The following is a 16704-nucleotide window of genomic DNA, read 5'->3' on the forward strand; positions in this document are numbered from 1 at the left end:
CCTGGAGTTGCTGTCGAGGTCTCGGGGAGAGCGAGCAATGGAGACCGAGTCGGAGCCGTACGTCCGTCTTGCGACCCTGCGGCAGCTGCACCAAGTGGTGGCCGAGCTCAATACGGCCCGGAGCCTGGCCGACACCCTGCAGACCGTCGTGGACGGCATCGTCGTCGGCCTCGGATACGAACTCGCCTGTGTCAACCTCGTACGCCCTGACGGGGATCTGGTCGTCGCCGCCTTCGCCGGGGACCCCGCCGCCGAAGCCCTGATCACCGGCCGGGTCGGCTCGCGCGCCTCCTGGGAGCGCCGCCTGACGATGGGCGAGAACTGGGACGGCCTGCGCTTCATCCCGCACACCGAGGGCTGGGTCCTCATGGAGGACGACGTCCCCCAGTGGCACACCGACGGCCCCGACCCGCGCTTCGAAGACGAATGGCACCCCGAGGACCGGCTCTACGCCCCCATGTACGCCTCCGGCGGCGAACTGCTCGGCGTCGTCTCCGTGGACCGCCCGCGCAACGGCCGGCGCCCCGGCGCGTGGGGCCGCGAGGCGCTCCAGATGTACGCGTTCCAGGCCGCCATTGCGATCAGCAACGCCCGGCTGCGCGCGAACATGCAGCGCGCCCTGGTCCGCCTGGAGCGCGAGCAGCAGGCCCTGCGCGCCAGTGAAGAGTCGTTCCGCCAGGCCTTCGAGTACGCGCCCAGCGGCATGGCCATCGCCGAGATGGGCGGCGACCAGCACGGCCGCCTGCTGCGCACCAACGACGCGCTGTGCCGGCTGCTGGGGCGGCCCGCCTCCGTGCTGCGCCGCTACTCCTTCTCCGACCTGGTCCACCCCGAGGACATCGGCACCCTGCTGCGCACCTCCGCCGAGGGCGGCCGCGCCGAGCTGCGCCTGGGCCGGCGCGACGGCACGTACGTCTGGGTGTCGCTGCGCAACTCCGTGGTGGCGGACGCCGCCGACGGGCCCCGCTTCCTCCTCACCCACGTCGAGGACATCGAGGAGCGCAAGCGGCACGAGCTCCAGCTCGCCCACCGGGCCAGCCACGACTCGCTGACCGGCCTGCCCAACAGCGCCGAGCTGCGCGCCCGGCTCGGCGCCCGGCTCTGCCGCCTGCCGCAGTCGGTGCGCGCCACCGCCGTGGAGGCGCTGGACGCGGCCTACGAGGGCCGGCCCGCGCCGGACGGCATCCCGGGCCAGGCGACGGGCGCGGGCACCGGCCCGGGCGCGGGCTCCGGCGAGCACGGCTTCCGGCCCGACGGCTTCCCCGACCCCTTCGAGTTCCCCGGCGGTCCCGGCGGCCCGCCCGGCCACGGGGCCGGCCCGGCGGGGGGCCCGTACGACCACCACGTGCACACGGTGGCGCCCGCGACCGAGATCGACGACGGCACGAAGGGGCTCGCGGTGCTCTTCTGCGACCTCGACGGCTTCAAGTCGATCAACGACCGGTTCGGGCACCACACCGGCGACGCGGTCCTGATCGAGGTGGCCCGGCGGCTGACGACCGGCGTCAGGGACGGTGACACCGTCGCCCGCCTGGGTGGTGACGAGTTCGTGGTCCTGGCCGACGGCCTGGGCGCCGCGGACGCCGCCGACCTCGCCGTGCGGCTGCGCAACGCGATCATCCCGCCGATCCGGGTGGACGGCCGCGCGGTCCGTGTGGGAGCCAGTTTCGGCATCGGCTGGGCCAGCTGCGGGATGTCCGCGGACGAGGTCCTGCGCTCCGCCGACCAGCGGATGTACATCGAGAAGCGGTCCCGCTCGAAGGCCCACCGCCGGGCCGGGTGAGTCCGCTCGCCACCCGTGGGCGCACCTGTTCGGGGTAGGCTCGCCGCGGTCGAAAGGAGTGACCTGCGATGACGACGCCCGCGAACAACAGCCCGAACGGTGGGGCGGACAAGCCCGAGGACGACGATCCGTTCGGCTACCTCTACGAGGACGGCCAGGCCGCCGGTGCCACCCCGCCCGGCCAGGGCGGCGGGTACGGCTACCCAGGGCTCGTCGGCGGTCAGTCGGGCGGCGCGCAGCCGGGCGTGCCCCGGACCTCGTACAACCAGGTCCGCACGGTCGGCGACCGGCCGTACGGCGGCCAGCGCGGCCCCGTTCCGTACCAGCAGGGCGGCCCGCAGCAGGGCGGCCCGCAGCAGTCCCAGGGTTACCAGGCGCAGTACCAGGCCCCCGAGGCGCTGCAGGCGGGCGGCTACGGCGTGCCGCCGCAGCAGCAGTCCGCGCCGCAGTACACGCAGTCCGTGCCGCTGCCGGGCGGCGGCGGTCACGGCGGTGGCGGCGGGTCCAGCCGCAAGGGCATGCTCATCGCCGCCGTCGCGGTGGTCGCTGCGGTCGCGATCGGCATCGGTGCCGCGGTGACCTTCGGTGACAAGGACAAGAACGACGACAAGAACAAGGCGAACCCGGGCCAGAGCCAGTCGGCTCCCTCGAACAACCCGTCCGGCCAGCCGAGCGGCTCCGCGTCGCCGGAGGCCGAGCTGCCCAAGGGCGACGCGGGCGGTCCGGGCATGGTCATCAGCGGCGGCGCGTCGCTGATGAACACCACGCCGGGTGCGAAGAGCGCGAGCGGCCAGTACGTCGGCAACTTCAACCAGCCGGGCGCGGCGGTGACCTGGACGCTGGACGTGCCCAAGGAGGGCACCTACCGGCTCTACGTGCGCTTCGGCATCCCCGGCGAGGACGCGAACGGCACCCTCGCGGTGAACGGGAAGCCGAACGGCTCGCCGCTGAGCATGCGGAACTTCGCCGGGTCGGCCAAGGGCGACTGGGAGAAGGGCTGGCAGTCCACCTGGGGCCAGGTGACCCTCAACAAGGGCACCAACACGATCAAGCTGTCGTGCGAGGCCGGCAACAAGTGCCAGGTCAACATCGACCAGCTCTGGCTGCAGGCGGGCGGCTGATCCGACAGGATCCGACAGGATCCGACAGGATCCGAGAGGATCCGAGCGGGACGGTCTAGCCGGCCGTGACCTTCACCGACCCCCGTACCTCCTCGTAGGTGCGGGGGTCGAACTCTCCCGCGGCGGGGGCCGCGACCGTGGCCGCCGAGAGGGCGACCGCGCGGACCAGCCGCTCCGGCCAGTCCAGGCCCTCGGCGAGGGCGGAGAGCAGGCCGGCGACGGCGGAGTCGCCGGCGCCGGTGGGGTTGCCCGCCAGGGTGCGGGGCGGGGCCGCCCGCCAGGTGCCCCGGGCGGTCGAGGCGAGCAGGCCCGCCGGGCCGAGCGAGGTGATCACGGCGTGGGCGCCGCGCCGGCGGGCGTCCCGGGTGGCGGGCAGCGGGTCCCGGGATCCGGTCAGCTCGGCGAGTTCGGCGGCGTTCGGCTTGATCATGTCGGGGCGGGCGGCGACCCCGCGCCGCAGGGCCTCGCCGCTGGTGTCCAGGAGTACGGGGACGCCGGCCGCGCGGGCCGCCCGGACCAGGACGGCGTAGGCGCCGACGGGGACGCCCGGGGGCAGGCTGCCGCACAGGGCCACGGCGTGCGCGCCGTCCGCGAGCAGGGCCTCGTAGCGGGACAGGAAGCCGGCCCACTCGGCCGGGGTGATCAGCGGGCCCGGCTCGTTGAACTGCGTGGTGTCGCCCGAGGCCTCGTCGACGACGGCGAGGGTGCGCCGGGTGGTGCCCGCGCAGGGCACCAGCGCGTCGCGCACGCCGGGGGAGGCGGCGAGCAGTTCGCGTACGACGGCTCCCGTGCGGCCGCCCGCGAAGCCGGTCGCGGTCACCTCGTGGCCGAGGGCGGCCAGGACGCGGGCGACGTTGAGGCCCTTGCCGCCGGGGCGTTCGGCGACGTCGGTGACGCGGTGGGAGGCGTGCGGGTGCAGCTTCGGGACGCGGTAGGTGACGTCGAGCGCGGTGTTGGGCGTCACGGTCAGGATCATGGCGGGCCTCGGTCTCGGGGTGTGCCGGGATCATGCCAGGAGGCGCCGCCCTGCGGTAGCCGGGGCAAGGGTGCGGCCGGCCCGGTTCCCCGGACCGGCCGCGACCGTGTGATGCCCGCTCATGACGGTTGCCGTTGCTACGCCTTGACCGGGTTGACGATCCATTCGCCGCGCCGCATGACGCCCTTGACGTCGAAGGCGGAGTCGAGGACGACGAGGTCCGCGTACTTGCCGGGCTCCAGCGAGCCGACCTGGTCGTAGACGCCGATCAGCTTGGCCGGGTTGGCGGAGATCGCCTGGACCACGGACTCGACGGGGAGCTTGTCGAGGGTGACGGACCGCTTGAAGGCGGTGTCCAGGGTGAGGGTGGAGCCCGCGATGGAGCCGCCCTCGACGAGGCGGGCGACGCCCTCCTTGACCTCGACCTCCAGCGGCCCGAGGTGGTAGATGCCGTCGCCGAAGCCGGCGGCGTCCATCGCGTCGGTGATCAGCGCCACGCGGTGCGCGCCCGCGTGGTGGAAGGCCAGCTCCAGCATGGCCGGGTGCAGGTGGGTGCCGTCGTTGATGAGCTCGACGGTGACCCGCTCGTCCTCCAGCAGCGCCGCGATCGGGCCGGGGGCGCGGTGCTCCAGGCCCGGCATCGCGTTGTAGAGGTGGGTGGCCACGGTGGCGCCCGCGTCGATGGCCTCGAGGGTCTGCTCGTACGTGGAGTCCGTGTGGCCGATCGCGGCGATGACCCCGTGCTCGGCCAGCAGCCGTACGGAGTCCAGGCCGCCCGGGAGCTCGGTGGCGAGGGTGAACATGCGGGCGGCGCCGTGGGAGGCGTCGATCAGCTTGCGGACCTCGGCCGGGTCGGGGTCGCGCAGCAGGTCTTCCTTGTGGGCCCCCTTGCGGCAGGGGTTGATGAAGGGCCCCTCGAAGTGGATGCCCGCGATGTCGCCCTGCTGGGTCAGCTCGGAGAGCAGCCCGGCGCGGCGGGCGAGCTCGTCGAGGTCGCCGGTGACGGTGGAGGCGACCAGGGTGGTGGTGCCGTGCTCGCGGTGGGTCCGTACGCCCTTGAGCACCTCCTCGGCGGTGCCGGAGGTGAAGGAGGCGCCGCCGCCGCCGTGGTTGTGCATGTCGACGAAGCCGGGGACGACCAGGCAGCCGGTGAGGTCGACCACGGCCGCGTTCTCGTCGGCGCTGCCGGCGATGCGCTCGCCGTCGACGATGAGGCGGCCGCCCTTGACGATGCCGGTGGGCAGCACCACGTCGGCTCCGGAGAGAACGGTGCTGCGGGCCACATGTGCGCTTCCGGACATCAGGCAGGTACCTCCGTGGCGAGTAGATCCCAGGCGAGCAGCCCTGCGCCCAGGCATCCGGCGGTGTCCCCTAGGGCCGCCGGAACGATGTGGGGCAGCCGCTGGAACGTCACGCGTTCCTCCACGGCCGTCCGGAGTGGTGTGAACAAGGTTTCCCCGGCCTCGGCCAGACCGCCACCGATGATCAGGGTGCTCGGGTCCAGCAGGGTGATGGCGGTGACCAGGCCGTCGGCGAGGGCTCCGATGGCGGCGAGCCACACTTCCTTCGCGGCGGGGTCGCCGGATTCGACGGCCTTGGCGCAGTCCGCGGCGTCGGCTTCGGGGTCGCCGGAGGCGGCCGCCCAGGCGCGGCTGACGGCGGAGGCGGAGGCGAGGGTCTCCAGGCAGCCGTACTGGCCGCAGCCGCAGGCGGGGCCGCCGGGGCGGACCACGATGTGGCCGATCTCGCCGGCGTAGCCGTGCGCGCCGGCCTCGATGCGGCCGGCGATGCCGATGGCGCCGGCGATGCCGGTGCCGAGCGGGACGAACAGGAAGCGGTCGGCGCCGCGGCCCGCGCCGATGCGGCCTTCGGCGAGTCCGCCCGTGCGGACGTCGTGGCCGAGGGCTACGGGGATCCCGCCGAGGCGTCTGGCGAGCAGTTCGCGCATGGGGACGTCGCGCCAGCCCAGGTTCGCCGCGTAGACGGCGATCCCGTTCTCGGCGTCGACGATGCCGGGGACGGCGACGCCGGCGGCCGAGGCGGCCACGGCGAAGCGCTCCCGGCCCAGGGCGAGGAGTTCGAAGGCGAAGTCCTGGATCGTCTCGACGACGGCTTCGGGACCGCGCTCGCGGCCGGTGGCGCGGCGCGCTTCGTAGAGCAGGGTGCCGTCGTCGGCGACGAGGGCGGCCTTCATCCCAGTGCCGCCCACATCGAGGGCGATGACGTGTTTCACGGGTTTCACGGGTGACAGTCTCGCGTGCTTGGAGGGGAAAGGTCTAGTCCACTGAGGGGGATTGTTGAGCCGCCATACAAATTCGGGACCTTGGTCGGTGCGCGGGCCCGCGCCGAGGAGTTCGCGCGCAGGTGTGCTGGTGGGCGCGTGCAGGGCGTGTGCACGTTTGGGGGTGGATGTTGACGAGGCGCGAGAGTGGTGTAGACCTTTACGCGAATCGTACGGAACAACCTGGGGTGGAACGAGAACTGTGAAGGCTCGAACTGTGCAGGCCCGAAACCTGAACCTCGCCGCGTCCGGCCTCGCGCTCGGCCTGACGACGGTGATGCTGACCGGCTGCGGAGCCCTGTCGAGCCTCACCGGGAACAACGAGGTCACCCTGCGGGTCGTGGCGGCCGACTACGGGGACAATCCCGAGAACTCCTCGAAGGGCTACTGGAAGGGCCTCGCCACGGCCTTCGAGCAGAACCACCCCGGCATCAAGGTCCAGGTCGACGTCTACTCCTGGTCCGAGGTCGACGCCAAGGTCGCCGAGATGGTCAAGGACGGCAAGGCCCCCGACGTCGCCCAGATCGGCGCCTACGCCGACTACGCCGCCGACGGCAAGCTCTACTCCGCCGACGAACTGCTGTCCGTGAAGACCGAGGCCGACTTCCTCGCGCCGCTCGCCGACGCGGGCAAGGTCAAGCGCGTCCAGTACGGCATGCCCTTCGTGGCCAGCACCCGGCTGATGTTCTACAACGAGAAGCTGCTCACCGACGCCGGCGTCATCCCCAAGGACGCCAAGGGCGCCTGGCAGCCCAAGAGCTGGGCCGAGCTGGAGGCCGCGGCCAAGAAGCTCAAGGCGGCCGGGGTCCCGACCCCCTTCGCGCTGCCCCTGGGCCGCGAGGAGGCGCAGGCCGAGACCATGCAGTGGATGCTCGCGGGCGGCGGCGGCTACAGCGACAACGAAGAGGCGTACTCGATCGACTCCGCGGACAACGTCAAGACCTTCGAGTACCTGCGCGACAAGCTCGTCGCACCGGGCCTGACCGGCCCCGTCGAGCCGTCCAAGCTGGACCGGCAGGCCGCCTTCGACGCTTTCACGCGCGGCGAGGTCGGCATGCTCAACGGGCACCCGACGCTGCTCAAGCAGGCCGCCGACAAGGGCGTGAAGTACGGCATGGTCCCCATGCCGACCTCCGACGGGACCGACCACTCGACGATGGGCGTCGCCGACTGGGTCATGGCCTTCAAGACCGGCCACAAGAAGGAGTCCGGGCAGTTCCTGGACTTCCTGTACGAGCCGAACAACGTGACGGCCTTCACCGGCAAGTACGACCTGCTCCCGGTCACCACCAGCGGCTACCGGGAGATGCAGGCCGCCACGGGCGCCTCGTCGACGCAGCTGAAGACCTTCCTGCAGGCGCTGCCGAACGCGCGGCTGTACCCGGTCGGCAAGAAGTCCTGGGCGGGCGTGAGCGAGGACATCAAGAAGAACATCGGCACGACCGTGCAGCCGGGCGGACAGCCCGCCAAGGTCCTCGGCGAGATAGCGGAGACGGCGCGCAAGAACGACCCGCGCTGAGCGGTGGCTGTCGGAGGGCGGCGTTAATCTGGCCGTATGACGGACGACGGGCGGCCGCCGGCCGGGCTGACCGCCGACGAGGCGGCGGTGCTCGCCTACGAAGGGCGCACCTGGCCCGGACCCGGCGCCAAGGAGCGGGCCATACGGGAAGGGCTGGGGATGGCCCCGGTCCGCTACTACCAGCTGCTCAACGCGCTGATGGACGACCCGAGGGCGCTGCGGCACGCGCCGGGCACCGTGAACCGGCTGCGGCGCATCCGCGAAGCCCAGCGGGCACGGCGGTAGCGGTGGCGGCAGCGGTCGCGGCAGCGGTCTTCCGCGCGCCGTAGCCGTGGCCCGGCTCGGCCGTTAGGGTCGAGCGTATGGGGAGCCATCCGCACGATCTGCCGATGCCCGTCACAGCCGCCGGACGCGAGGGACTCGACGCCCTCCTGCACGCACCGCACCACTCCGTCGTCGCCCTCGACTTCGACGGCACCCTCGCCGACATCGTCCCCGACCCCGATCAGGCGCGGGCCCACCCCGCGGCCGTCGCCGCGCTGTCCGCGCTGGCGCCCCGCGTGGGATCGGTCGCGGTCGTCACGGGCCGGCCGGCCGGGGTCGCCGTCCGCTACGGCGGCTTCGCCGGGGTCCCGGGCCTCGAGCACCTGGTGGTGCTGGGGCACTACGGGGCCGAGCGCTGGGACGCCGTGAGCGGCATCGTGCACGCCCCGGCCGAACACCCCGGGGTGGCGGCGCTGCGCGCCGAGCTGCCGGGGTTCCTGGACGCGATCGGCGCGTGGCGCGGCACCTGGATCGAGGAGAAGGGCCAGGCGCTGGCCGTCCACACCCGCCGGGCGGACGACCCCGCGGCTGCCTTCGCGGCCCTGCGCGAGCCCCTGGAGGGGCTGGCGGCCCGCCACGGGCTGATGGTCGAGCCGGGCCGCGCGGTGCTGGAGCTGAGGCCGCCGGGCATGGACAAGGGCGTGGCGCTCACGGAGTACCTCGCGGAGGTGGGGGCGACCTCCGTGCTGTACGCGGGCGACGACCTGGGCGACCTCGCGGCGTTCTCGGCGGTGGAGAAGCTGCGGGGGGACGGGCTGCCGGGGCTGCTGGTGTGCAGCGGCTCGGCGGACGTGCCGGAGCTCGCCGCACGCGCGGACCTGGTCCTGTCCGGCCCGGCCGAGGTCGTGGCGCTGCTGGCCGCGCTGGCCGCGGCCGTACACGCCTGACCCGGGCGGGGCCGGGCAACGGCCCCGCACGGCTCAGCCCGGACACGGCTCAGCCCGGCGCGGCTCAGCCCGGACGCGGCTCAGTCCCGGAGGTCCGTGAGCTGGGCCGTGAGCCACTGGGCCGGGGGGAGGGCCGTCGCCGCCGCGGCCAGCCGCTTCGTACGGTCCGCGCGCTCGGCCGCCGGCATGGACAGCGCCGCGTGCAACGCCCGCGCCGTCGCCGTGACGTCGTACGGGTTCACCGTCAGCGCGTCCTCGGCCAGCTCCTCGTACGCCCCCGCCCCCGTCGACAGCACCAGCGCGCACCCCGCCTCCGACACCACCGGGATCTCCTTCGCCACCAGGTTCATCCCGTCCCGCACCGGATTGACCAGCGCCACGTCCGCCAGCCGGTACGCCGCCAGCGACCGCGCGAAGTCGTCCTCCACCGAGACCAGCACCGGCTGCCAGTCCGCGGTGCCGAACTCCTCGTTGACCGAGGCCGCCAGGTCCGCCACCGCCCGCGTGTACTCCCGGTACACCGCCAGGTCCTGCCGGGACGGGTAGGCGGAGGCCAGGTGCACCACCCGCCCGCGCCACTCGGGGTGGACCTCCAGCAGCTCCCGGTAGGCCAGCAGGCCCCGCAGGATGTTCTTCGACAGCTCCGTGCGGTCCACCCGGACGATCGTCTTCAGGCCGGCCGTCCGCTCCCGCAGCTCCGCCAGCTTCGCGTCCACCTCCGGCCGGTGCGCCAGCGCCCGCAGCTCGTCCCCGTCCACGCCCAGCGGGTACACCGCCACCGGCGCCTCGGGCCCCGCCGACGCCGTGAACTCCCGCGCCCACCGCTCCGTGTGGAAGCCCACCCGGTCCGCCCCGAGCATCCCCCGCAGCAGCTGCCCGCGGATGTCGTCCGGGAGCATCCCCAGGAACTCGGGCGACGCCCACGGGGTGTGCGTGAAGTGCCCGATCCGCAGGTCCGGGCGCAGCTCCCGCAGCAGGCCCGGGACCAGTGCCAGGTGGTAGTCCTGGACCAGGACGCGGGCCCCCTGCGCGGCCTCCTCGGCCAGGGCCGCGGCGAACGCCTCGTTGTACGCCGTGTACGAGGCCCAGCGCCGCCGGAACGCCGCGTCGAAGACCGGCTCGCGCGGGATGTCGTACAGGTGGTGGTGCAGGAACCACAGCACCGAGTTCGCGATGCCGTTGTACGCGTCGTCGTAGACCGCGGGATCGATGTCCAGCATCCGGACGCCCGGCTCGGCCACGCCCCGCCGTACCGCCTCGCGGTCCGCGTCCGAGAGCGCCGCGCAGATCCACAGCGCGCCGGGCTGCTCCGCGAGGGCCGCGGAGAGGCCGGAGACGAGCCCGCCCCCGCCGCGGCGGGCACTGAGCGTTCCTTGCGCGTCGAGGGCGTACGAGAGCGGGCCGCGGTTCGCGGCGACGAGCACCTGGGAAGCCATGCGGCGAACCTAGCCCGCCCCGCCCCCGGTCAAACGTCAGTGCCCGCGCGCGGCGGGTTGCCCGTTCACGCCGCGCGCCGCCGCGCGTACTCCTCGATGTCCCGCATCGGCGGCCGCTCCTCGGTGTCCACGGGGTGGTCGTGGGCGACGAAGCCGTCCGGGCCGCGGTCGAACTGCGTCAGCTCCGGCCGGACGAGGTGCCCGCGCGCGAGCCGCACCTGCGCGGTGCGGTAGATCGCCGCGGCCATCCGCCCCAGTGCCTGCCCGTCCTGGTGGCGGTGGAGCCGTACGCCCACGTCCACCTGGGCGAGCGCGTCCAGCCCGGCCGTGTGCAGGGCGTCCACCATCAGGCCCAGCTCGACCCCGTAGCCGACGGGGAACGGCAGCCGTTCCAGCAGCTCGCGGCGGACGGCGTACTCGCCGCCCAGCGGCTGGACGAAGCCGGCCAGCTGCGGCCAGTGCAGGTTGAGCAGGGGGCGGGCCACGAGCTCGGTGACCCGGCCGCCCTGGCCGGGGGCGATCCCGTCGGGGTCGGGCCCGGTGACGAGGGGGCGGTCGTACATGGCCTTGACGAAGCGCAGGTCCGGATCGGTCAGCAGCGGGCCGACGATCCCGGAGACGAAGTCGGCCGAGAAGTCGCGCAGATCGGCGTCGACGAAGCAGACGATGTCACCGGTGGTCGCCAGCAGCGAGCGCCACAGCACCTCGCCCTTGCCGGGCAGGGCGGGGATCCGCGGCAGGATGTCGTCGCGGTGGACCACCCGGGCCCCGGCCTTCGCCGCGACCTCCGCCGTGCGGTCGGTGGACCCCGAGTCGACCACGACCAGCTCGTCCACCAGGGGCACCGCCAGCCCCTCGATCAGATCGCGCCGGATCACCTCGACGATGTCGCCGACCGTCGCCTCCTCGTCGAGCGCCGGCAGCACCACGCTCACGGTGGTCCCGGCTGCCCGCTTGGCGGAGAGCAGCTGGCCGAGCGGTCGGTCGGCGGCGGACCAGGAGCGGTCGGCCAGCCATCGCTCCACCTCTTCCAGCACCTTCAGCACTCCCTGGTTCTTCCATCGTTTCGACCGAAATGTGATCCATCTCGCGGTTCGGACGGCTGTCTCAACCCCCCGGGCCTTCGGTTACAGTCTTGAACAACGCGAAGGTCCACCGCATGCCGGGGGTCCCCGCGTACAAACGCCCGGGTGCGCCGTAGAGCGCGTCGCCCGGTGCCATACCGCTCATCCAGAGGGGCAGAGGGACACGGCCCGTTGAAGCCCCGGCAACCCTCCAGTCGGTTCTCGCGATCGCGCACATCCAGCGGCGTCAGCGAGGTCCCCGGCTAGGGAAGGTGCCAATTCCGTCTCATGGCGAAGTGCGCCATGGGGAAGATGAGGAGAAAGGGCCTCGCCATCATGGCTGCACAGTCTGTCGCAACCTCTGCCGAAACCGTTGAAACCGCCACTTCTGGCACTTCTGTCGATCTCGGTCCCGCCACCGGCCTCTCCTGTCGTGAGTGCGGCACCCGCTTCGAGCTCGGCCCGATCTTCGCCTGCGCCGAGTGCTTCGGCCCGCTCGAAGTCTCGTACGACCTGCCGCTGGGTGATCCGGAAGCCCTGCGCGCCGCGATCGAGGCCGGCCCCGACAACATCTGGCGCTACGCGCCGCTGCTGCCCGTCCCGGCGGACGTGGCCTCCAAGCCGAGCCTGAACCCGGGCTTCACCAAGCTCGTGGACGCGCGGAACCTGGCCAAGGAGCTGGGCGTCACCGGCAAGCTCTACGTCAAGGACGACTCCGGCAACCCGACGCACTCCTTCAAGGACCGCGTCGTGGCCATCGCCGTCGAGGCCGCCCGCGCCTTCGGCTTCACCACCCTGTCCTGCTCCTCCACCGGCAACCTGGCCGGCGCCGTCGGCGCCGCCGCCGCCCGCGCCGGCTTCCGCTCCTGCGTGTTCATCCCGCACGACCTGGAGCAGGGCAAGGTCATCATGGCCGGTGTCTACGGTGGCGACCTGGTCGGCATCGAGGGCAACTACGACGACGTCAACCGCTTCTGCTCCGAGCTCATCGGCGACCCGCTGGGCGAGGGCTGGGGCTTCGTCAACGTCAACCTGCGCCCGTACTACGGCGAGGGCTCCAAGACCCTGGCGTACGAGATCTGCGAGCAGCTCGGCTGGCAGCTGCCCGACCAGATCGTCATCCCGATCGCGTCCGGCTCGCAGTTGACGAAGATCGACAAGGGTCTGCAGGAGCTGATCAAGCTCGGCCTCGTCGAGGACAAGCCGTACAAGATCTTCGGCGCCCAGGCCGAGGGCTGCTCGCCCGTCTCCACCGCCTTCAAGGCCGGTCACGAGGTGGTGCGCCCGCAGAAGCCCAACACCATCGCCAAGTCGCTGGCCATCGGCAACCCGGCGGACGGCCCGTACGTCCTGGACATCGCGCGCCGCACCGGCGGCTACGTCGAGGACGTCAACGACGTCCAGGTCGTCGAGGCCATCAAGATCCTCGCGCAGACCGAGGGCATCTTCGCCGAGACCGCGGGCGGCGTCACCGTCGGCGTGACGAAGAAGCTCATCGAGAACGGGCAGCTGGACCCCTCGCTGACCACCGTGATCCTGAACACCGGTGACGGCCTCAAGACCCTGGAGGCGGTGGCCGCCGGCGGTGGCCAGACCGCCACCATCCGCCCGAGCCTGGACGCGTTCCGCGCCGCCAACCTGGCCTGATCTCCCTCCTCTGCACACCGGAAAGGCAGTAGCGCCATGAGCGTCAACGTCCGCATCCCCACCATCCTGCGCACCTACACCGGCGGCAAGGCCGAGGTCCCCGCCGAGGGCACGACCCTCGCCGAGGTCATCGAGTCCCTGGAGAAGAGCCACCCGGGCATCGCCGCGCGCGTCCTGGACGACCAGGGCAAGCTGCGCCGCTTCGTGAACGTCTACGTCAACGACGACGACGTGCGCTTCGAGGGCGGGCTGCAGACGTCCACTCCGGACGGCGCGGGCGTCTCGATCATCCCCGCGGTGGCCGGCGGCTGCTGAACAATCCGGCGGCCGACTTCCGGCCGCTGATGGACCAGAACGCTGAATTGCCCCCTCCGGTAATAAACGGAGGGGGCAATTCTGCTTGGTTGGGCGCGGTAGAGTTGGGGAAGTCCCCTCCGCTGGACTTGCCCGCCGCATATGAGCGGGCCGCGTGAGGGTTGACATTGAGTCAACATGCAAGTGCGGTATGGGGCGTTGGCCTGGCTTGTCCGGCCCGAGTTGCCCTGGAATATTCCTAGTTTTCACCCTATTTCAATCTTTTGCCATGTCCAGAATTCTCGTCGGAATGACCTGTTGCAGACAGCAGCGGTGCGGATACATTCAGCCCCGGTCGAGGCGTTCCGGCGCAAGTTCTGACCCGGGACCGCGAAGTGCGGTCCTGCGCAAGGGCCAGTAATAGGGGAGTTAGGCATGGCTCAGGGCACCGTCAAGTGGTTCAACGCGGAGAAGGGCTACGGCTTCATCGCGGTCGACGGTGGTGCGGATGTGTTCGTCCACTACAGCGCCATCCAGATGGACGGGTACCGCACCCTTGAAGAGGGTCAGCGGGTCGAATTCGAGATCTCGCAGGGCCAGAAGGGTCCGCAGGCGGACATGGTCAAGCTCGCCGCCGGCTAGGCCGACCGCGATCGACCACCGACACGTACCGCGCCCGCGCACAGGGCCGCGTACGACGGCACCACTGCATGCAGACGAGGGGCCCACATCCTGGACACGGGATGCGGGCCCCTCGTGCGCGTGCCCCCGCACCCCTTGTCCCGCCTGCTTGTTCACCAGGGGTTCCCCGAAGCCGCTTGCACTCGGGGGTGCCGAGTGCTAATCATTGGCGTTAGCACTCTCCGGGTGAGAGTGCTACTAAACGAGGACCGGGTCGGTGAGGCCCGCAGGGTCCGGTGGGCAGGAACCGCCGGGCACGCAGGCCGTCCGTCGCGGGCGCGGGCGCGGTCCGGGAGCAATCCACCGCTGTCCGGGAGGACCACTTCAGATGGCCAAGATCATTGCGTTCAACGAGGAGGCCCGGCGCGGTCTCGAGCGAGGCATGAACCAGCTCGCCGACGCCGTCAAGGTCACCCTTGGCCCCAAGGGTCGCAACGTCGTCCTTGAGAAGAAGTGGGGCGCCCCCACGATCACCAACGATGGTGTCTCCATCGCCAAGGAGATCGAGCTCGAGGACCCGTACGAGAAGATCGGCGCAGAGCTGGTCAAGGAAGTCGCCAAGAAGACGGACGACGTCGCCGGCGACGGTACGACCACCGCCACCGTCCTCGCCCAGGCGCTCGTCCGCGAGGGCCTGCGCAACGTGGCCGCCGGTGCGAACCCGATGGCCCTCAAGCGCGGTATCGAGAAGGCCGTCGAGGCCGTCTCCGCCGCCCTGCTGGCGCAGGCCAAGGATGTCGAGACCAAGGAGCAGATCGCTTCGACGGCCTCCATCTCCGCCGCCGACACCCAGATCGGCGAGCTCATCGCCGAGGCCATGGACAAGGTCGGCAAGGAAGGCGTCATCACGGTCGAGGAGTCGCAGACCTTCGGTCTCGAGCTCGAGCTCACCGAGGGCATGCGCTTCGACAAGGGCTACATCTCGGCGTACTTCGCCACCGACATGGAGCGCATGGAGTCGTCCCTCGACGACCCGTACATCCTGATCGTCAACTCGAAGATCGGCTCGGTCAAGGACCTGCTGCCGCTCCTCGAGAAGGTCATGCAGTCCGGCAAGCCGCTGCTGATCATCGCCGAGGACGTCGAGGGCGAGGCCCTGTCGACCCTGGTCGTCAACAAGATCCGCGGCACCTTCAAGTCCGTCGCCGTCAAGGCTCCGGGCTTCGGCGACCGCCGCAAGGCCATGCTCGGCGACATCGCCATCCTCACGGGCGGCACGGTCATCTCCGAGGAGGTCGGCCTCAAGCTCGAGAACGCCGGTCTCGACCTGCTCGGCCGCGCCCGCAAGGTCGTCATCACCAAGGACGAGACCACCATCGTCGACGGTGCCGGTGACAGCGACCAGGTTGCCGGTCGCGTCAACCAGATCCGCGCCGAGATCGAGAACTCCGACTCGGACTACGACCGCGAGAAGCTCCAGGAGCGCCTCGCGAAGCTGGCCGGCGGCGTGGCCGTCATCAAGGCCGGCGCCGCGACCGAGGTCGAGCTCAAGGAGCGCAAGCACCGCATCGAGGACGCCGTTCGCAACGCGAAGGCGGCCGTCGAAGAGGGCATCGTCGCCGGTGGCGGCGTGGCCCTGCTGCAGGCTTCCGCGGTCTTCGAGAAGCTCGAGCTCGAGGGCGACGAGGCGACCGGCGCCAACGCCGTGAAGCTCGCGCTGGAGGCCCCGCTCAAGCAGATCGCCGTCAACGGTGGTCTCGAGGGTGGCGTCGTCGTGGAGAAGGTCCGCAACCTGCAGATCGGTTGGGGCCTGAACGCCGCGACCGGCGAGTACGTGGACATGATCGCCGCGGGCATCATCGACCCGGCGAAGGTCACCCGCTCTGCCCTGCAGAACGCGGCGTCGATCGCGGCCCTCTTCCTCACCACCGAGGCCGTCATCGCCGACAAGCCCGAGAAGGCCGGCGCCGCTGGTGGCGGCGGCATGCCGGGCGGTGACATGGACTTCTGATCGGCCCCCGGCTGATCGGCTGTTCTCGTACCGAGGGCGGCACCCCTTCTCCACGAAGGGGTGCCGCCCTCGGGCGTTTCCGCGTGCTTAGAAGCCGGTGGTGTCGATGGCGAAGTCGAACGGCTTCGGGACGTTCAGGGGCTGACCGAAGGACACGGTCGTACGGGACCGGTATCCGTGCGGGGAGGGGTCCCAGAAGCAGGTGATCTCCGAGTCCTGCATGTCGACGACCAGGTAGATGGGCACGATCTGGCCGTACACGTCCAGCTTCTCGTTCCAGTCGGCGTCCCTGGTGGAGACGGACGTGAACTCTCCGACCAACGACAGCGCCGCTCCGTCCGCGTGCAGCCCTTCCTCGTCGAAGGCCGCTTCGTCCGCGACGTACAAGTCCGGTCCGTAGCCGCGCTCCGCTGCCGGGAACCGGAAGAGGAAGGGTGAGGTGTCCGCGAAGTGCCCGTCAGGGGCGTGGGTCAGGAGCTGCTCGCGCAGGAGGCGCATGCGACGGGAGTAGCGCAGCTTGGAGAACGGCGACAAGACGATCTTCCCCCGGATGAGCTCGGCCTTGAAGCCGTCTGGCGTGTTCATCTCCGCAACCGTGTGCAGGAGCCCCTCGAACGTTGGCGGCGACACGGTCTCTATGGGTGTGGCCCGCTCGGTCATGATCGTCACCATCGTCCTCCGGAAGGGGTGCAGTGCCTTGCTTTCGTGCCACGTCCCAGGCTAGTGGTGGCGCGGGGGCG

15 protein-coding genes and 1 riboswitch are annotated in these 16704 nt (G+C 71.6%); of the genes, 9 read left to right on the top strand and 6 right to left on the bottom strand.

What is annotated here, in order from left to right:
• Window positions 1-37 precede the first annotated feature (37 nt).
• Both cdgB and DRB89_RS10350 read left to right on the top strand, forming a co-directional pair.
• A complete protein-coding gene (gene cdgB, locus DRB89_RS10345; protein WP_112449943.1) occupies window positions 38-1783 on the top strand; it encodes a diguanylate cyclase CdgB in 1746 nt (581 codons plus the stop codon).
• A gap of 68 nt (window positions 1784-1851) precedes the next feature.
• Complete coding sequence (locus tag DRB89_RS10350; protein WP_112449944.1) at window positions 1852-2904, top strand: CBM35 domain-containing protein; 1053 nt, start codon at window positions 1852-1854, stop codon at window positions 2902-2904.
• Between the two features lie 55 nt (window positions 2905-2959).
• Here the strand turns inward: DRB89_RS10350 and DRB89_RS10355 are convergent, their stop codons facing one another.
• The 3 genes from DRB89_RS10355 to DRB89_RS10365 all read right to left on the bottom strand — a co-directional run bounded on the left by DRB89_RS10355 (window position 2960) and on the right by DRB89_RS10365 (window position 6113).
• Window positions 2960-3880: a 1-phosphofructokinase family hexose kinase gene (locus tag DRB89_RS10355; protein ID WP_112449945.1), complete on the bottom strand. Its 921-nt coding sequence runs from the start codon at window positions 3878-3880 to the stop codon at window positions 2960-2962.
• A 137-nt stretch (window positions 3881-4017) separates the two neighbouring features.
• Window positions 4018-5181 (bottom strand): N-acetylglucosamine-6-phosphate deacetylase, encoded by a 1164-nt coding sequence (gene nagA / locus DRB89_RS10360; RefSeq protein WP_112449946.1) that lies wholly within the window; start codon window positions 5179-5181, stop codon window positions 4018-4020.
• Window positions 5181-6113, bottom strand: coding sequence for an ROK family protein (locus DRB89_RS10365; protein ID WP_112449947.1), 933 nt, complete (start codon window positions 6111-6113; stop codon window positions 5181-5183). Before DRB89_RS10365 ends, nagA begins: the two co-directional genes overlap by 1 nt.
• Before the next feature lie 325 nt (window positions 6114-6438).
• On the opposite strand from DRB89_RS10365, the gene DRB89_RS10370 reads away from it, so the two are divergent.
• From DRB89_RS10370 to otsB, 3 genes are all read left to right on the top strand, one after another.
• On the top strand, window positions 6439-7680 hold the full coding sequence (locus DRB89_RS10370; RefSeq protein ID WP_204358056.1) for an extracellular solute-binding protein: 1242 nt from the start codon (window positions 6439-6441) through the stop codon (window positions 7678-7680).
• A 36-nt stretch (window positions 7681-7716) separates the two neighbouring features.
• Complete coding sequence (locus DRB89_RS10375; protein ID WP_112449949.1) at window positions 7717-7965, top strand: DUF3263 domain-containing protein; 249 nt, start codon at window positions 7717-7719, stop codon at window positions 7963-7965.
• Window positions 7966-8042: 77 nt separating this feature from the next.
• Entirely contained in the window at window positions 8043-8891 is an 849-nt protein-coding gene (gene otsB / locus DRB89_RS10380) for a trehalose-phosphatase (RefSeq protein WP_112449950.1), read from the top strand.
• A gap of 80 nt (window positions 8892-8971) precedes the next feature.
• On the opposite strand, the gene DRB89_RS10385 is transcribed toward otsB, so the two are convergent.
• Window positions 8972-10327 carry a trehalose-6-phosphate synthase gene (locus DRB89_RS10385; RefSeq protein WP_112449951.1) on the bottom strand — a complete coding sequence of 452 codons (1356 nt, stop codon included), beginning with the start codon at window positions 10325-10327 and terminating at the stop codon, window positions 8972-8974.
• A 65-nt stretch (window positions 10328-10392) separates the two neighbouring features.
• A complete protein-coding gene (locus DRB89_RS10390; protein ID WP_112453619.1) occupies window positions 10393-11364 on the bottom strand; it encodes a glucosyl-3-phosphoglycerate synthase in 972 nt (323 codons plus the stop codon).
• Between the two features lie 186 nt (window positions 11365-11550).
• A riboswitch (SAM riboswitch) is annotated at window positions 11551-11710 on the top strand.
• A 17-nt stretch (window positions 11711-11727) separates the two neighbouring features.
• Here DRB89_RS10390 and thrC point away from each other — a divergent pair.
• The 4 genes from thrC (at window position 11728) to groL (ending at window position 15964) form a co-directional block, all read left to right on the top strand.
• The gene (thrC, locus tag DRB89_RS10395) at window positions 11728-13038 is read left to right on the top strand and encodes a threonine synthase (protein WP_204357784.1); all 1311 of its coding nucleotides are present in this window, start codon (window positions 11728-11730) and stop codon (window positions 13036-13038) included.
• Between the two features lie 36 nt (window positions 13039-13074).
• Window positions 13075-13353 (top strand): MoaD/ThiS family protein, encoded by a 279-nt coding sequence (locus DRB89_RS10400; protein WP_112449952.1) that lies wholly within the window; start codon window positions 13075-13077, stop codon window positions 13351-13353.
• Window positions 13354-13767: 414 nt separating this feature from the next.
• Window positions 13768-13974 carry a cold-shock protein gene (locus DRB89_RS10405; RefSeq protein ID WP_008743607.1) on the top strand — a complete coding sequence of 69 codons (207 nt, stop codon included), beginning with the start codon at window positions 13768-13770 and terminating at the stop codon, window positions 13972-13974.
• A gap of 367 nt (window positions 13975-14341) precedes the next feature.
• On the top strand, window positions 14342-15964 hold the full coding sequence (gene groL, locus DRB89_RS10410) for a chaperonin GroEL (protein ID WP_112449953.1): 1623 nt from the start codon (window positions 14342-14344) through the stop codon (window positions 15962-15964).
• An 87-nt stretch (window positions 15965-16051) separates the two neighbouring features.
• Here groL and DRB89_RS10415 read toward each other — a convergent pair whose 3' ends face one another.
• Window positions 16052-16549 carry a Uma2 family endonuclease gene (locus DRB89_RS10415; RefSeq protein WP_239516074.1) on the bottom strand — a complete coding sequence of 166 codons (498 nt, stop codon included), beginning with the start codon at window positions 16547-16549 and terminating at the stop codon, window positions 16052-16054.
• Window positions 16550-16704: the final 155 nt, after the last annotated feature.

Source organism: Streptomyces sp. ICC4 (assembly GCF_003287915.1).
Lineage (GTDB): Bacteria > Actinomycetota > Actinomycetes > Streptomycetales > Streptomycetaceae > Streptomyces > Streptomyces tritrimontium.